Genomic DNA, 14913 nt, shown 5'->3' with positions numbered 1-14913 from the left:
CTCGGGCATCGTCCAAGCGAACGGCCAGAGACCTCACGACGCCTTCGCTCCCACTCCGCGTCGCTGACCCGCGTGATGGTCCGTCGCAACGTCGACCAAAAGAGGCTTTTCCTACACCCTGAACGTTCAAGTTGAGCTGCGGGCGACTCCAACCGAGCGCGCGCAGCGCGCATACATTAGCTCGCCCGTCTGCTCCAACGCCAGTTAGGTTGCCCTCGCGGCGGCTCTTACAGCCCACCATGAGCGGCCGTCTGCGTCTTCGCGCGCCTTAGGGTCGGGAGCACTCTCGGGAGACGCGAGCGACGTAGGCTGTCCCCGCAGAATCGGCGCAAGGCACATGGCCACAGCGGCGGCGAGCATCACAGCCCAATGGGTCGGTCCGCCCTGGACTGCCCGAATGCCAAACGTTAGGTGCATCGCATACTCGACAGCCTGGGATACCGCCGTCACTGCCAAGACATACATCACGGGTCGCGCACGATACCGGCGTGCCAGCGCCACGGCCGCGATATTGACGATAACGAACAGACTAGCATGCAGCGGCCACTCTCCGCCCACAAGTCGCGCAAGCCGGGACGCAAAGCCGAGTGCCCCAAAGAACCCCGCAGCGACGCCCACGTTCACCAACACCTCCTCGGCAACGGTCCGGCCACGCGCCGGGCGCAGCAGACGGCGCCACCAGCCTCCTGTCGCAGTCGATGACGGGTCTGCATGGGACCGTCGGAGGGTCGCGGACTGCTGCGCCATCAGTTCTCGAAGCGCGCGATCGAACGTCTCATCCGGGATTCCCAGATCTCGCGTGACATCGCGGAGGCGGGCGACCGAAGTAGTGGGACGGCCGTGAGCGTCTAGCTCGACGACGCGGGCCAAGAGACGCTGAGCCAACTCGTCGGGCAACGGCGCCTCGTCGGCGTCGCTGTGAGGATCACTCATGATTCGCACCTCTCCATGGCAACCTAACTTCCTTTTCGGCTGCCCCGAGTCTACCGCCCCGCCCGCAACCCCGCAACGCGGAGTGCCAGAAGCCCCTAATCGTTAGCCTGCGAGTCCAGCGGGCTCCGAACACCCAGTCCGCCGCGGTTCAGGACGTGCGTGTAGATCATGGTCGTGCTCACGTCGCTGTGTCCCAGCAGTTCTTGCACCGTGCGGATGTCGTAGCCGTCCTCCAGCAGGTGCGTGGCGAACGAATGGCGCAGCGAATGACAGGTCGCGCGCTTGCTGACGCCGGACGCCAGGACCGCGCGACGAAAGGCGCGCTGTACGACGGTCTCGTGAAGGTGATGCCGGCGACGCGCCCCGCTCGTGGACTCCACGTACTGGCGCGAGGCAGGGAAGACCCACTGCCAGGCGAAATCGCTCGACCAGCCAGGGGCCTTGCGCTCGAGCGCCTCGGGCAGCACGACGTGCCCGCTGCCGGCCCTCAAGTCGCGACCGTGCAAGGCCTTCACCCGCTCCAGGTGACGCCTCAACAACTCGCGCGCGGCCGCTGGAAGCATGGTCACGCGGTCCTTCCCACCCTTCCCGCGACGCACGGTGAGCTCACGCCGATCGAAGTCCACGTCCTTCACGCGCAGCGACAGGGACTCCGCCAGCCGAAGGCCGGCGCCGTACAACAGGAGCGCAACGAGCCGTACGTCGCCGCTCAACTCGTCCAGGATGCGCCGCACTTCCGCGCGGGACAGCACGACGGGAAGCCGCCCGGGTGCACGCGCCCGCACCACCTGCCGCACGTCCTCGATCGCCGTTCCCAGCACCTCTCGGTACAGGAACAGCAGAGCGCTCATGGCCTGCGCCTGGGTGGCACGCGAGACCCGCTGCTCGTTGGCGAGATAGGTCAGGTACCGGACGACGTCCGCACTTCCCATGTCTCGTGGGTGCCGCAGGTCGTGATATCTGATGAAACGACGAATCCAGGACAGGTATGCCTGCTCGGTACGCAGGCTGAGATGTCGCGCGCGCATCAGCCGACGCACGGTCGTCAGCAGCTTCTCCGGCCTTCGGGTGCCCTCGGTCATCCGCGAACGCAAAACGCTTCGCCAGCCACTGGCCGCACCGTTTCCGCCTGCACCGGATCAAATTCACGCACTGTCCTCCACTGTCACCGTCCGGCGCTACCTCCACGCCATCGCGGCGGGCCACCAACCGGACCGCGCGTCAGTCTGCACTGGCTCGCCGCAGCTCACCGGCGCTCTGAACCGCGGTACTTCGCCTTGCGTCGACGCCGACCCTACCCGCTACCGTCAGCAGCCTGTTCATCCAGACGCAACGGCCGCGCAGAAGCAATGCCGAACCGACCTACGCCGCCGCTCGGCGCTCCGCCAACAGAGACCCGCAGGGCCACGACTGAGGGATCATCGCCCGGAGTCGCGCAGTCCCGTCCAGCCGTCGTGGTTGATCTACGGAAGCAGAACAACAGTCCCCAGCCCACGGCAGCGCGAACGAGCGTCCCTGCCAAGAGCGCCCCAGCCGACCCACGAGCACCCTGGCCAAGCACGAGAGCCATAGCCAAACACGTGAGCCCCCGGGCTTGCCCGGCAGTCAGCAACGATGGGACGGTTCCGCGTGCCTCAACCGCGACGGTCCATTGAGGACGCTCGGGGCATGAGCCGCCAGGCACACGCCAGTGAGAAACGCGACACCCCATACCGAACGCCGAAGGGACTCGACCAGGCAGCGAGGCAGGTCGACACCAGCAGGTCGAGTTCCGGTCATGCCACGCCGCGCGTGAGCTGCTTCACCGACCTGGAAACATCGGGCCGTCGCCCGATGGGAGGTAAGCCATCGCCGAGGAAGAGCCCAAGTCTGACCGAGCGGCAGCGCGTGCGCTTCGAGCGGCATGACGTGCTTGTGTCGATACCAGCTGGTGTAGATCCCAGGACGGTGTTCGATGCGCCGTCGCTGACCGACGTCCGCACCGTGATCACCTGGCCCGGGCGCACGCCGGCCAGCGGGATGCTGATGGGGAGCGGGCTCTACAAGTCCACAGAGGACGGCGCTGGAGGCTGCTCTGCTCCGTCCACAGTGGTCAGGTCGACCCGAGGGACCACCGCTCCTGCAGAGTGTGCTTCACCACCTTGCCTAACGCATTTCGGGGCAGGGTGTCGACGCTCACGAACGCGCGCGGGACCTTGAATGACGCAAACTGCGCACGGCAGCTGGCTTCGAGCGCGCGGAGATCGAGGCCAGCGTCTGCGACGAGGAACGCCACCGGGATCTCGCCGCGCGCGGCATCGGGCACACCGACCACGGCGGCCTCGCGGATGCCCGGTTGCTCGACGAGCATCTCCTCGATCTCCCTGGGATAGATGTTGAATCCGCCCGAGATGATGAGGTCCGACATCCGACCGCGCAGCGTGTAGTATCCGTCGGCGCTGCGTTCCGCGAGGTCGCCCGTGTGGAACCAACCGCCCGCGAAGGCCTGGGCATCGGCGTCAGGGCGTCGCCAGTAGCCCGCGCACACGCTGGGCCCGCGCACCAGCAACTGGCCGGGGGTGTCAGCGGGCACGTCGCGACCCTCGGTATCGACGATGCGCGCAGACACGCCGGGGAACGGAAAGCCCACCGAACCCGGGCGGCGCTCGCCCGCATACGGATTCCCGCAGTTCATCAGGGTCTCGCTCATGCCGTAGCGCTCGAGGATCACGTGGCCGAAGCGCTCGCGGAACGCATCCAGCACGCTGGCCGCGAGCGGAGCGGAGCCGCACACAAACAGGCGCATGCCGGCGCCGATGGCTTGTGCGTCGGCAGGGTCCAGCTCGAGCAGTCGTACATACATCGTGGGCACGCCGAAGAACAATGTCGGGGTGTACTCGCGGAACAACGCGGCCGCCCGGGCGGCTTCGAACCGCTCCGCGAGCCGCATCCGGCATCCGCTCATGAGCCACGAGATCACTCCGTTCCCGAGTCCGTGTACGTGAAACAGCGGAAGCGTGGCGAGATAGCGGTCCTCGGCGGTGATGCGCCAGCAGGCCAGCAGGTTGGCGCCGTTGGCGAGAAAGTTGTTGTGCGTGAGCACGGCGCCCTTGCTGCGTCCGGTAGTGCCGGAGGTGTACACCAGCGCCGCCGGCACATCACCATCGAGCGCACGGCGGACGGCGGACACAGGACCGGATGACGCCGCAGCATCGAGGTCTTCTGCGTACCACGTCGCGGTACCCGCGGGAAGCAGCGACGCACTGTCACGCGTCGTGACCACGGCAACGGGCTCGGCGTCGCGAACGATGTGGGTCAGCTCCCGTTCGCGGTACAGCACGTTGATCGGCACGACGATCGCACCGAGTCGCATGCACGCGAGAAAGACATCGATGAACTCGAGCCGGTTGGGGAGGTGGATGCCGACGCGATCCCCGACCCCTACGCCCCGCGCCGCGAGCGAGGCCGCCAGGCGGTTCGCCCGGTCGTCAAGGTCGCCGAACGTAAAGGTGCGTAGCGCGGACGCATGCTCGACCTCGAGCGCGACAGCGTCGCGCCGGCCACGAAGCGAGACATCGAAGGCGTCGGTGAGCTGCATGCGCCAATTGAACGCAGCGGATCGGATGTCGCCAGCTCACGCCTTCGGTGCGCGGCATGAACGGTCGGTAGCGGGTTGCCGTGCGCGTCGATCGGTCCTTCGCTTTGGCCGCCGTCCGCACCGCTTCAGGACACGCTGACCGTGGACAGGCGTTCACCGGCGGCGTTCACCGCGAGTGTCGTGAGGAAGATCGCGAGGCCCGGGAAGAGGGCGAGCCATGGTTCCGAGGTCATGGTCGACTGCGCCTGATAGAGCATGTTGCCCCAGCTCGCCGCGGGTGGCTGTACGCCGACGCCGAAGAACGACAGCGCGCTCTCGAGCAGGATCGAGCGGCCGACGGCGAGCGTAGCCGAGACGATGACGGTGGGCCCGACGTTCGGCAGCAGGTGACGCAGGAGGACGTGCGGGCGGGACAGTCCGAGCGCGTGCGCTGCCTCCACGAACCCCCGGCCAGACAGCGCGAGCGCCTCGGCGCGCACGACGCGAGAGGTCTCCATCCAGCCCACGGCGGCCACGAGGATGATGAGGAGCGGAATCGAGGGCTGCAGGATCGCGGCGACGATCATGAGCAGGGGCAGCCGCGGAACCGACAGCATCGCGTCGGTGGTGCGCATGAGGAGCGTGTCCACCCAGCCGCGGAAGAACCCGGCCAGCAGCCCGATGGCGGTGCCTAACGCGACTGACAGCCCGGCCGCGAGCAGTCCGATGGCGATGGACACGCGCGCACCGTGCAGCACGCGGGTGAGCACGTCACGCCCCAGGTCGTCGGTGCCGAACCAGTGTGTCGCGGACGGGCCTTGTCGACGGAGCGCAAGGTCGACCGCGTCGGGAGCAAAGGGAGCTACGACGGGCGCGATGGCGGCAACGGCGACGAGCGCCAGTACGAGACCCCATGCCGCGCGATTGGACGACGTGCCCGCTGTGGCGCTCACGCGCGCACCCGCTGTGTCGCTCATGCGCGCAGCTGCTGTGGCGCTCATGCGCGCACCCGGGGATCCAGCCAGCGATACGAAAGGTCCGCCACGAGGTTGAGCACGATCACGCCGACGGAGGAGAGCATGAGGAACGCCATCAGCACGGTGTAGTCGCGCCGAGCGAGCGCCTCGGTAAAGAGGCCACCGAGGCCCGGCCATGCGAACACGCTTTCGGTGACCACCGCGCCCGAGATCATGATCGCGGCATCGAGGAGGACGATGGTAAGGAAGGGCAGCAGCGCGTTTCGGAGCGCGTGACGGTACCGGATGGTTCGCTCGCGAATACCGCGCCCGCGCGCGGCGAGGATGAACCGCTGCGCGATGACACTGCCCATCGCCGATCTCAGGTATCGGGTCCAGGCGGCGGCGTGGAGGATCGCGAGCACGGCGGCTGGGAGGGCGAGGTGCGCGAGGCGATCGCCCAGCCCGCTGCCGAGCAGTGATGAGCGACCGCTCGACGGGAGCCAGCCGAGCCAAACCGCAAAGACGAGCTGCAGCAGCAGGCCGAACCAGAACGCGGGGAGGGAGATCCCGGCGATGGTGAGCGTGGAGATCGCGCGGTCAACGAGGCGGCCTCGGCGCACGGCGGCGAGCACCCCGGCCGGTACGGCGGCCAAGAGGGCAAGCACGAGCGAGGCGGCCACCAGTTCGAGCGTGGCCGGAAGCCGTTCCAGGAGGCGCTGCGTCACGGGGCGCCCGTCAGTGAAGGAGAAGCCCCAGTCGCCGGTGACGAATCCGGCGAGCCATCGCAAATACTGGACGGGTAGTGGCTGATCCAGGCCTAACGAACGTCGGAGTCGCTCGATGTCGGCCGGGCGGACGTTCGGGTTCTCCAGGTAGATGGCGAGCGGCCCGCCCGGCGCCGCGTGCAGGAGCGAAAAGACCAGCACGGAGATGAGCAGGAGCAGCGGGATCGCCTGCAGCAGGCGACGCAGCGCGGCGCTCATCCCTGCGGCGCCGTCGGACCTGTGCCCACGTCCCACTCCCACACGTTCCAGAACACGCCGGTGTTGGTCGGGTTGCCCTTGAAGTTGCGCAGCGCCGCGGGAACGCCGTCGAGTCGCGTCACGTTGTACAGCGGGATCTCCGGCGCCAGCTCGGCGAGACGCTGCTGGACGCGCACGAGGATCGCCCGCCGCCTTGCCTGGTCGATCTCGCGATCGCTGGCGTACATGAGCCGGTCGAGCGTGCTGTCGGCGACGTAGTTGATGTTGCGCCCGGCGGGCGGGGTGCGATCGGACGCGAAGAACAGCGTGATCTCCGGATCGGCCGGCATGTGCCACCAATGCAGCATCGCGTCGAACTTGCCCTCGAACCAGAGCGACGAGATCGCCGTCCCGTCGACCAGCTGAATCTTCACGTCCGCTCCGACGTCCCGCAGCATCCGCTGCACGGCCTGCGAGACGCTCTCGCGGATCGCAAAGCCCGCCTGCGTGAGGAGCGTGAACCCGAGTCGCACGCCTTCGCGCTCGCGGATGCCATCTCCATCAGCGTCGGTCCACCCGGCGGAGTCGAGGAGCGTGCGGGCCCGGGCCGGGTCGAACGGGTAGTGCTGCACGCTGTCGGTGAAGGCCCAGGAAACGGGCTGGATGGCGCCGTGGACCACCGGGGCCAGCGAGTCGAGGATCGTCCTTGCGATCAGCTCGCGGTCGATCGCGTGTGTGAGTGCGCGGCGCACGCGCACATCGCGGAACGCGGGCACCTGACGCTGGTTGAGCGTGATGTGTTCGTACGAGTTCCCCGGCATCCGGTGCACGGTGAGTCCGGGGATGGTCGCGAGTTCGCGATACTTGTCCCACGGCACGAGCGCCACCACATGAGCCTCGCCGCTCGCGAGCTGGTTCACGCGGGTCGTCGTGTTCGGGATGAACTTGAACTGGATGCGCTCGATCTTCGGGAACGCGCTCCCGCGCCAGTAGTTCGGGACGCGCTCGAGCAGGATGTATTCGCCCGTCTTCCACTCGGCGACGCGATAGGGTCCGGTGCCCAGGGGCGCACGGTTGTATTCGGTGGCCCGATCGATGTCCTTGCCTTCCAGCACGTGCCTGGGGAGCGCGCCGCGCACGAACTGCAACTGATAGGGCGCGTAGGGCTCCCGATAGTGCACGATCGCGGTGAGCGAGTCGGGAGTGTCGACGGAGCTGATGCGATCGAATCCGTCGGTGCTCTCGGGGTTGTAGTCCGGCGAGTTGATGGCGTCGACGGTGAACTTGACGTCCGCCGAGGTGAAGGGGACGCCGTCGTGCCAACGCACGCCGGGCCTGAGCTTCCACGTGACGTCCATGCCGCCGTCCGGGCGCATGACGACCCCGCCGTTCTCGAGCGTGGGGATCGAGGCCGCGAGCACGGGGACGATGTTCATGTGCTCGTCGTTGGTGACGAGGCCCTCGATGACGCAGGTCTGGACGTCTTCGAGGATATGCGTGCTGAAGCGATTGAGCGTGTCGGGTTCGCGATCGTACCCGACCACGAGCAGCGCGTTGGAGGCGGCGGCACCGCGCGTTCTGCCCTCACCGCCGCAGCTGCCCAGGAGGAACGGACTGAGCAGGGCGAGCGTGCGTGCTGCCCGACGAAGGGCAGGGCGCCAGCGCGCGTGGGCTGCGCGAAGCACGCGGGGGGCCCCCCCCGACTTCACGATGCGTCCTTTCCGAACGTTTGTCACCATCGCGCTGTCCCCATTCGAATCAGAAACCCGCATTCCGCCCTGACCCCCGCTGCATGAGACGGCCCGACACCGCGACCGGAATCGACCCGTGCCCCAGCAAACGATCATGGAACCCCGCCAGCGAAAATGCCGCCCCCGCGCGCGCTGCTTCCACCGCGCGCAGGTCGTGGATGCCCTGCGTGCCGAGCCAATACATCATCGCCGTGCCCGGAAACATCGAGTTCTTCACCACCTCGGCACGCGCCGCTTCGCCCGACATGCCCACCGTCTCGGCGTAACACCGAACCGCATTCTCGAACGTCGTCCGGCTGGTGTGAAGCTCGATGTCCACCAGGGCTCGCGCCAGCATGCGCACGCGCGTGTGTTGCTCGGCCACCCGCTCATCGGCTGTCAGAAAGCCCGCTTCATCCATCAGGTCCGTTGCATAACACGCCCACCCTTCAGCCTTCGTGCCGCCCTGCAGCATCGCAATCCGGCTCGCGCAGTCCGCGGCGGCAATGCGCCCGATCCGGTAAGGCGCGCGCGCGGCATACCAGTTCTGGACGTGGTGCCCGAGAGCGCCGTGGTGCACGACGTGGTTCAGCTTGATGACGGAGTCGTTGCACGCCCGAAGGTGTCGATCGACCGCGGCCGGATCGAGCCCATCGATCGGCGTGACGACGTACTCGAACGGTTGCGGGAACGCATCGAGCGGGGCCGGCGAGCGGTAGAAGAGGTAATACAGGTCTGGCGCTGCCATGCGCGTCCACGCCGGGATCGGAACGTACGAGACGGGGATGTTCGGCCAGGTCACCAGATGCGCCGACGCGGCCCGGCACGCGTCCCAGCTTCGCGCGAAGGCCTCGTAGTAGCCCTCAGGCGACGGATGCCGCGCGGCGAGCCGGGCCTGTACCTCCGAAACGTCCGAAGCACAAACCGAACGCACCAGCGCCCCCAGTCGATCCTGTTCGACCTCGAACCGCGCCGTTACATCCGACCAGAGGTCGTCGAGGGATCGCGATTCCCAGTGCCCGCGAGCCAGCAAAACGCCGAGTGTCTCTTCTCCGCAGGTCGCGACCTCCTGCCCGCTCCCGCGCAGCTGTTCGAGCGTATGCGCGAAGGCGTGAGTGCCGCCGCCGGCGACCTGCGCCGCCTCCAGGACCGCGCGCGTCGTCCGCTCCTCGAGGGCCATCGCCTGGCACCAGAGCGGAACACCGGTCTCGAGGAGTCGCGACAGCCCCGCGGCCTCGCGCAACGCACGACGACGCCACGCCTCAGGGACCGGCGCCTCGCGCAGCGTGCTCATGGCGCCGGCAAGGAAACCCGGCAGGCCGCGCAGGCGTTGCATCAGCCACGACGCCCGCTGCGACGCGGGAAGGAAGTCACGCGTCAGGAGTCCAATGATCGCGAACGCCGCTTCGCCGGACGCCAACGATGGATTGCCACGAGTCACGTGAGGACCGCGCAACTCCGCGAGGGCAACGTCGCAGTGCGAGATCGCCAGCAACGCGTCGATGTCTTCCGCGTTCCCGGTCGCGAGCACCTCGTCGTCGGTGCGTGCGCCCAGCGCCTGCCTGAGGGCCTCACGCGAACTCGCCCACGCCGCGGTGGCCGCTTCGTGCCCGGCTGGCGACCAGTCCGGATAGCGGTGGTCCTGCGTGTGATGTCCGATGAACGTCGCGTCCACCGGGCGGAGCGTGAACAACGTCTGCAGGAATCGGTCGACCTCGTCGCCGGGTCGCAGAGTCATCGATCGAGCGGGAGTGTCACCCAGCGCCGCTCACGGAACGACTGCTCCACGCCGTTGATGACTTCCTGCACGCGCGCTCCATCCATGAAGTCGCCTTCGTTCTCCGGCCCGGGCGACTGCACCTCGCCGAGGAACGACGAGATGAGGTTGGCATAGAACAGCGAGCGCCACGTCTCCCCCTTGTGGCCACCGGGGGGGTAGTACGCCGGTGGCACCTCGATCTCGCGGAACTCGACGCTATCGGGTGTGGCCGCCTTGAGCGATTCGCACACGCCGAACTCCTCGACCAGGCGGCAGATGAGGGCGCCCGCGCTGCCGTACACGCGTGCCTCGATCCCGGGGTAGTTGCCCACCGTGACGAACGAGGTCTGGATGCTGCCCAGCGCGCCGTTCGCGAACTCGCCCAGGAAAATGTCGCCGTCGTCGATATTCATGCGCATCATCCGGCCCGTGGCGCGCACCATGCGCTCGGGAATGAAGTTGCGCATCGTCCCGACGACCTGCTGGTACGGTGCGCCAACCGCCCAGGCCCCGATGTCGATGATCGGCGCTCCGTACCCCTCGAGCGACGAGACCTGGATCACCGACTGGTCAGCGTCCGGGTCCACCTGTCGAAGCGGATTCATGGGATCGAGCCACTGCGAGTTCTGCTCGTACCCATTGAAGATGAACGGCGTGCCGATGAAGCCCTGGTCGATCAGCGCCTTCATGTAGCGCATCGCCGGCGCGTACCGGAACGTGAAACCGAGTTTGGTCTTGAGGCCGCGCGATCGCGCCAGTTCGGCGGCACGGATCGTCTCCCGGTAGTCGAACGCCACGGGCTTCTCGCACAGCACGTGTTTGCCGGCCTCCAGAGCCGACCACGCCAGCTCGAAATGCGTGGCCGAGGGGGTGCAGACGTCGACAAGGTCGATGTCTTCGCGCTCGAGCACCCGCCGATGATCGGACTCAACGACCGGGATGCCGAACTGCGTGGCGAGCGCCTCGGCCATCGGGCGCTGAGGGTCGCATATGGCCACGACCTCGCAGCGCGGGTCGCGCAGGTAGCCGGGAATGTGGGCGAGCTGCGCCCAGGCGCCAGCGCCGAGCACGCCAACGCGCACCCGGCGGGAAGGATCGACGAATGGCACGTCGGAGCGGGGAGAGGGTAGGGAGGGCGGAGCCCACCGGCCCCGTTCCGCGGCGGCCAATGTACGCGTCATCTCCTGGAGCAGCCAGCCGCCGGGCTTGCCCGTCGTCGGCGTGGTCACGAGCTTGAACCGAGGACCGACCCACTTACTGATGCGCCACCTTCGGACCGTTGCCCTCCTGCTCCTCGTGCTGGTCCCCCTCGCCGCGTGCATGAGCGACGAGGAGTACAAGGCCCGCACCCAGGCCGAGTCGGACCGCAAGGTCGCGGTCGCCGCAAAGCGCGCCGGGACCAAGACGGCGTCGAGCAAGCGCGAGCAGCGCATGGACATGCAGGCGCAGCAGGTGGGTGGCCGGTCCGGCCTTCGGGAAGGACCCTCGCGACTCACCAAGGACGAAGCGCCGTTCGTCCGCATGTCGGGCTACGTGGTGCGCGGCACGGACGAGTCGTCGTTCGTCAAGTGTGGTGACTCGCACGTGCACTACACACGCATGTCGGCCGAGGCCGTCGGACACATCGTCCAGCGCTATCGCTTCAGGGCCTCCATGCCGCTGTCACCGGTGTACTTCACCGTGAACGCGCGCATCGTCGAAGACACGGTCAACGTCGGTGACCACCGCTACGATTCGGTGGTCGAGATTCAGCGCGTGTATCCTGAACGGCCTGACGAGAAGCCGGCGTGTTCCGCCCCCAGCCGCGGATCACTCATCGAGCGCCAGGTGAGCCTCGCTCGCTGACGACGGGCTCGGCGCGGGTTGCGTCGCCCAGCAGGTGCAGGATGTGCGCGCGCTGGAGGTAGTAGAGCCCGCCACCGTACAGGCTCGAGGCGAACAGCAACACCGCTCGCGCAACGCTGGCCCCGTGGGCGTGATCAAGCCCGCGCAGTGCCTCGATCGCGGCCACAGCGACCAGAGTCCACGCCACAAGCCGCGGTAGCGCTCCGACGTAGCGATCGACGCTGCGTCCTCGGGTTTCACACTGGATGTATCCGAGCAGCGTGAATGCGGCGACGAGCTCGAGCAGCCGCAGGATTTCCAGCTTCGTCCATTCGGTGGCCACACCGGGAAAGCCGAGGCCGACGCTCCAGGGTCCAACTCCGCCAAGCAGCGGGCCCGCGCCAAGCAAGGCGAGGTACGTCGCGTAGGCGGGAACCGCACTCAGGAGCACCCGGACTTCGTAGCGCCGTTCGAGCGCGTGGCCGCGGTGGCCCACCGTGCCGCGGCGCCAGGCCAGGAGACCCGCCACGATCGCGCCGGCGCCCACGGCGATCGGGTGGGTGGGCAGCAGGGGAAAACTGCCAGCCGCGTACCAGGTCATGGTGACACAGGCCGTGGCCGCGGGTGACACATGGCGATCCGGGCCAAAGTGGTGTTTCTGGAGACCGCCGAGCACCGACGCCCCAAACACGGCGAGCAGCACCGAGAGCCCGGCGTGTTCCGCTTCGCCGCCCGAGGCGAGCGCGTTGAGCCAGAGCAGGGGGATCAGGAGGTAAACGAGGCCCATCAGCGGCAGCTCGAGGGAGAAGCGGGCCACCATCGCGCCGCCCGCCCGAAGGCGCGAGGCCACACGATCGCTGGCCAGCGCGCCGAGCCAGGCGCCGGCCGCATTCGTCGCCACGTCGAGCGGAGAGGTGTATCGCTCCAGCTCGAAGAGCTGGGCCGACTCGATCGCCGAGCTGACGAGCGCTCCCATCCAGAGCACGCGGAGCGCGCTGTGTCTCCGATGGTGGGTCGTGCCGAGCCGGTAGAGGAATCCCAGCGGCACGAACATGAGCACGTTGGCGACGATGTCGACCGCGTTGCCCGTGAGCATCACTCGCCACTCCCGCGGCCAGGCGAACTGGAAGGGGAGAAGGGTGATGATGAGCGTCACGCCCGTGAGGTACGCCAGAATCGCCAAGCCCAAGCGGGAGAACGACTTGGCCGCCACCGACCCGTCCAGTGCCTGCGATGGTCCTGCAAGCGGGGATGGTACGGGCACGGAGGACGGAGTCGCTGGCACGGAGCGCGCGTGAGAGTCGGGCGTGAGTATCGGCAGCGGTTGATCGTCTCTTGTTGCCGGGCGCGTGAACGGCAAGCGACAATCCGCGTCGCACTTCGCCTTATTTCCATCGGAATGACGAGCATCGCACCTTCTCGGGACACCAGCGTTCCCCTCGCCGCGCTCGCCGCGATCGGGGTGACGTTCGTTGTCCTGTTTGCGGCCCCAATGGCCAACACCGCGGCGACGTGGTGGAGCGATCCGGATGCTGGCCATGGCCTGTTGCTCGCGCCGCTGGCCGTATGGCTCGCGTGGCGCGCCGGGCTGAGTCCGCACGCCAGAGCACAGCGGGCCTGGGGACTCACCGCGATCGTGGTCGCGGTGCTCCTGAGGTATGTCTCCGCGCTCGCCGCCGAGGCCTTCGTGGCGCGCGCGGCGATGCTGCTGGCGCTCGGTGGAGTCGTGGTGTGGGGATGGGGCTTTCGACAGCTCTGGCACTGGTGGTTGCCCGTGCTGCTGCTGGCGCTGGCCATGCCGCTGCCGGAGATCGTGCTCGGTTCGCTGGCGCTGCCACTGCAGTTTCAGGCGTCCAAGCTGGGCGCCGCGATGCTCTCCACGCGCGGCATCCCGGTTCACCTGGACGGCAACGTGATTCGCCTTCCGGGCCACGACCTGTTCGTGACGGAGGCCTGCTCCGGGCTGCGCTCGCTGACGGCGTTGCTCAGCCTCGGCGTCCTGCTCGGTGGCCTGGTGCTTCGCTCGCCGGTTTCGCGCGTGGCGATCGTGTGTCTGTCGATCCCCGTCGCGGTGCTGGTGAACGGGGTGCGGGTTTTTGGCACGGGCTTTCTGGTGGCGTTCGTCGATCCGGCGCTCGCGGAAGGGTTCTCGCACATGACCGAGGGCTGGCTGCTTTTCGTCGTTGCTTTTGCGATCCTTGGCGCCATCACGTGGGGGATCCTCAGGCTCGAAGCCCGTTGGCTCGGCAAGGAGGCGCCACATGCGTAACTGGCGCAACCTTGTCCCCGCGATGCTGTTCGCGATCGGCAGCGTGTTGACCTGGGGGGCCGGCCGCCAGGAGTCTGCGCCGCTCGACCGTCCGCTGCGTGAGCTGCCCGCGTCGATCAACGGCGTCGTCGGCGAAGAGCGTCCGCTGACGAACGAGGAGCGGCAGGTGGCCGGGGTGTCGGACTACATGTTCCGCATCTTTCGTCGCGATTCGGTGAACGCCTTTTCGGTGTATGTGGGCTACTACGAGTCCCAGGCGACGGGAAAGACGATCCACTCGCCGCGCAACTGCCTGCCCGGGGCCGGCTGGCAGGTCGTGGAGTCCGATACCGCGGCGCTCCCGCTCGACGGTCGCACGGTCACGGTGAATCAATACGTGATCGCCAACGGTCCGATGCAGGCGGTGGTGCTGTACTGGTACCAGGGGCGTGGACGCGTTGCGCACTCGGAGTACAAGGTGAAGTGGGAACTCCTGCGTGACGCCGCGAACCGCGGCCGGACCGAGGAAGCGCTGGTGCGGGTGATGGTGCCGATCGCGCCCTCGCGTTCGTTCGACGCCACCGACTGGCGCCTGCGCCGCGAAGCGGCCGAGCAAACGGCGCGGGACGTCGCGCGCGAGATGCTGCCCCTGATGAACCGCGCCCTGCCACCGTGGTCGGCCACCACATAGCGGCCACCACGTGCGCGGCGGGCGCGCGGCGCTGGTGAGCGGTACGCACTCGCACTGCAATCGCTGAGCGGGTGTGCGCGCGCGTGACCAGAAATCCGCACGGGAGCATACACGGGGACCTCCGGCGCGCGTTGGGTGCGAGGAGTTGGTCCACGAGGCAGGGCTCAAACTCGCCTCGGAACGGCCGATACTCCCACCTGATGGTCGGAGTCTCGCTCCCGAGCGTTCGGGCCCGAGGACCATTCGGTCGT

11 protein-coding genes are annotated in these 14913 nt (G+C 67.9%); 3 read left to right on the top strand and 8 right to left on the bottom strand.

The features are described 5' to 3' along the window. Window positions 1-1028 precede the first annotated feature (1028 nt). The 7 genes from IT361_19185 to IT361_19155 all read right to left on the bottom strand — a co-directional run bounded on the left by IT361_19185 (window position 1029) and on the right by IT361_19155 (window position 11080). A complete protein-coding gene (locus IT361_19185; GenBank protein ID MCC6319804.1) occupies window positions 1029-2015 on the bottom strand; it encodes an integron integrase in 987 nt (328 codons plus the stop codon). Window positions 2016-3025: 1010 nt separating this feature from the next. Next, window positions 3026-4510 (bottom strand): AMP-binding protein, encoded by a 1485-nt coding sequence (locus IT361_19180; GenBank protein MCC6319803.1) that lies wholly within the window; start codon window positions 4508-4510, stop codon window positions 3026-3028. A 125-nt stretch (window positions 4511-4635) separates the two neighbouring features. Further along, window positions 4636-5466, bottom strand: a complete 831-nt coding sequence (locus IT361_19175) for an ABC transporter permease (GenBank protein ID MCC6319802.1) — start codon at window positions 5464-5466, stop codon at window positions 4636-4638. A gap of 20 nt (window positions 5467-5486) precedes the next feature. Continuing rightward, entirely contained in the window at window positions 5487-6431 is a 945-nt protein-coding gene (locus IT361_19170; GenBank protein MCC6319801.1) for an ABC transporter permease, read from the bottom strand. Next, on the bottom strand, window positions 6428-8095 hold the full coding sequence (locus tag IT361_19165) for a peptide ABC transporter substrate-binding protein (protein MCC6319800.1): 1668 nt from the start codon (window positions 8093-8095) through the stop codon (window positions 6428-6430). Before IT361_19165 ends, IT361_19170 begins: the two co-directional genes overlap by 4 nt. A 73-nt stretch (window positions 8096-8168) precedes the next feature. Then, window positions 8169-9878, bottom strand: a complete 1710-nt coding sequence (locus IT361_19160; protein ID MCC6319799.1) for a DUF885 family protein — start codon at window positions 9876-9878, stop codon at window positions 8169-8171. Beyond that, window positions 9875-11080 carry a Gfo/Idh/MocA family oxidoreductase gene (locus tag IT361_19155; protein MCC6319798.1) on the bottom strand — a complete coding sequence of 402 codons (1206 nt, stop codon included), beginning with the start codon at window positions 11078-11080 and terminating at the stop codon, window positions 9875-9877. The genes IT361_19160 and IT361_19155 overlap by 4 nt, the downstream gene beginning before the upstream one ends. A gap of 79 nt (window positions 11081-11159) precedes the next feature. Between IT361_19155 and IT361_19150 the strand changes: the two genes are divergently transcribed. Continuing rightward, entirely contained in the window at window positions 11160-11744 is a 585-nt protein-coding gene (locus IT361_19150; protein MCC6319797.1) for a hypothetical protein, read from the top strand. On the opposite strand, the gene IT361_19145 is transcribed toward IT361_19150, so the two are convergent. Next, on the bottom strand, window positions 11713-12906 hold the full coding sequence (locus IT361_19145) for a VanZ family protein (protein MCC6319796.1): 1194 nt from the start codon (window positions 12904-12906) through the stop codon (window positions 11713-11715). The genes IT361_19150 and IT361_19145 overlap by 32 nt on opposite strands. A gap of 216 nt (window positions 12907-13122) precedes the next feature. Between IT361_19145 and xrt the strand changes: the two genes are divergently transcribed. Together xrt and epsI are read left to right on the top strand one after the other, a co-directional pair. Beyond that, on the top strand, window positions 13123-13992 hold the full coding sequence (gene xrt / locus IT361_19140; GenBank protein MCC6319795.1) for an exosortase: 870 nt from the start codon (window positions 13123-13125) through the stop codon (window positions 13990-13992). Continuing rightward, a complete protein-coding gene (epsI, locus tag IT361_19135; GenBank protein ID MCC6319794.1) occupies window positions 13985-14662 on the top strand; it encodes an EpsI family protein in 678 nt (225 codons plus the stop codon). The genes xrt and epsI overlap by 8 nt, the downstream gene beginning before the upstream one ends. Window positions 14663-14913 lie beyond the last annotated feature (251 nt).

The organism is Gemmatimonadaceae bacterium, assembly GCA_020846935.1.
Classification (GTDB): Bacteria; Gemmatimonadota; Gemmatimonadetes; order Gemmatimonadales; family Gemmatimonadaceae; genus RBC101.
The sequence above is the reverse complement of the archived record's forward strand: the minus strand, read 5'-3'. Positions and strand labels throughout refer to the sequence as shown.

What these genes read in the sequence shown, in the direction of transcription:
- IT361_19185 (MCC6319804.1), bottom strand. Translation starts at nt 2,015, where the DNA reads ATGACCGAGGGCACCCGAAGGCCGGAGAAGCTGCTGACGACCGTGCGT.
- IT361_19180 (MCC6319803.1), bottom strand. Translation starts at nt 4,510, where the DNA reads ATGCAGCTCACCGACGCCTTCGATGTCTCGCTTCGTGGCCGGCGCGAC.
- IT361_19175 (MCC6319802.1), bottom strand. Translation starts at nt 5,466, where the DNA reads ATGAGCGACACAGCGGGTGCGCGCGTGAGCGCCACAGCGGGCACGTCG.
- IT361_19170 (MCC6319801.1), bottom strand. Translation starts at nt 6,431, where the DNA reads ATGAGCGCCGCGCTGCGTCGCCTGCTGCAGGCGATCCCGCTGCTCCTG.
- IT361_19160 (MCC6319799.1), bottom strand. Translation starts at nt 9,878, where the DNA reads ATGACTCTGCGACCCGGCGACGAGGTCGACCGATTCCTGCAGACGTTG.
- IT361_19155 (MCC6319798.1), bottom strand. Translation starts at nt 11,080, where the DNA reads ATGACGCGTACATTGGCCGCCGCGGAACGGGGCCGGTGGGCTCCGCCC.
- IT361_19150 (MCC6319797.1), top strand. Translation starts at nt 11,160, where the DNA reads ATGCGCCACCTTCGGACCGTTGCCCTCCTGCTCCTCGTGCTGGTCCCC.
- xrt (MCC6319795.1), top strand. Translation starts at nt 13,123, where the DNA reads ATGACGAGCATCGCACCTTCTCGGGACACCAGCGTTCCCCTCGCCGCG.
- epsI (MCC6319794.1), top strand. Translation starts at nt 13,985, where the DNA reads ATGCGTAACTGGCGCAACCTTGTCCCCGCGATGCTGTTCGCGATCGGC.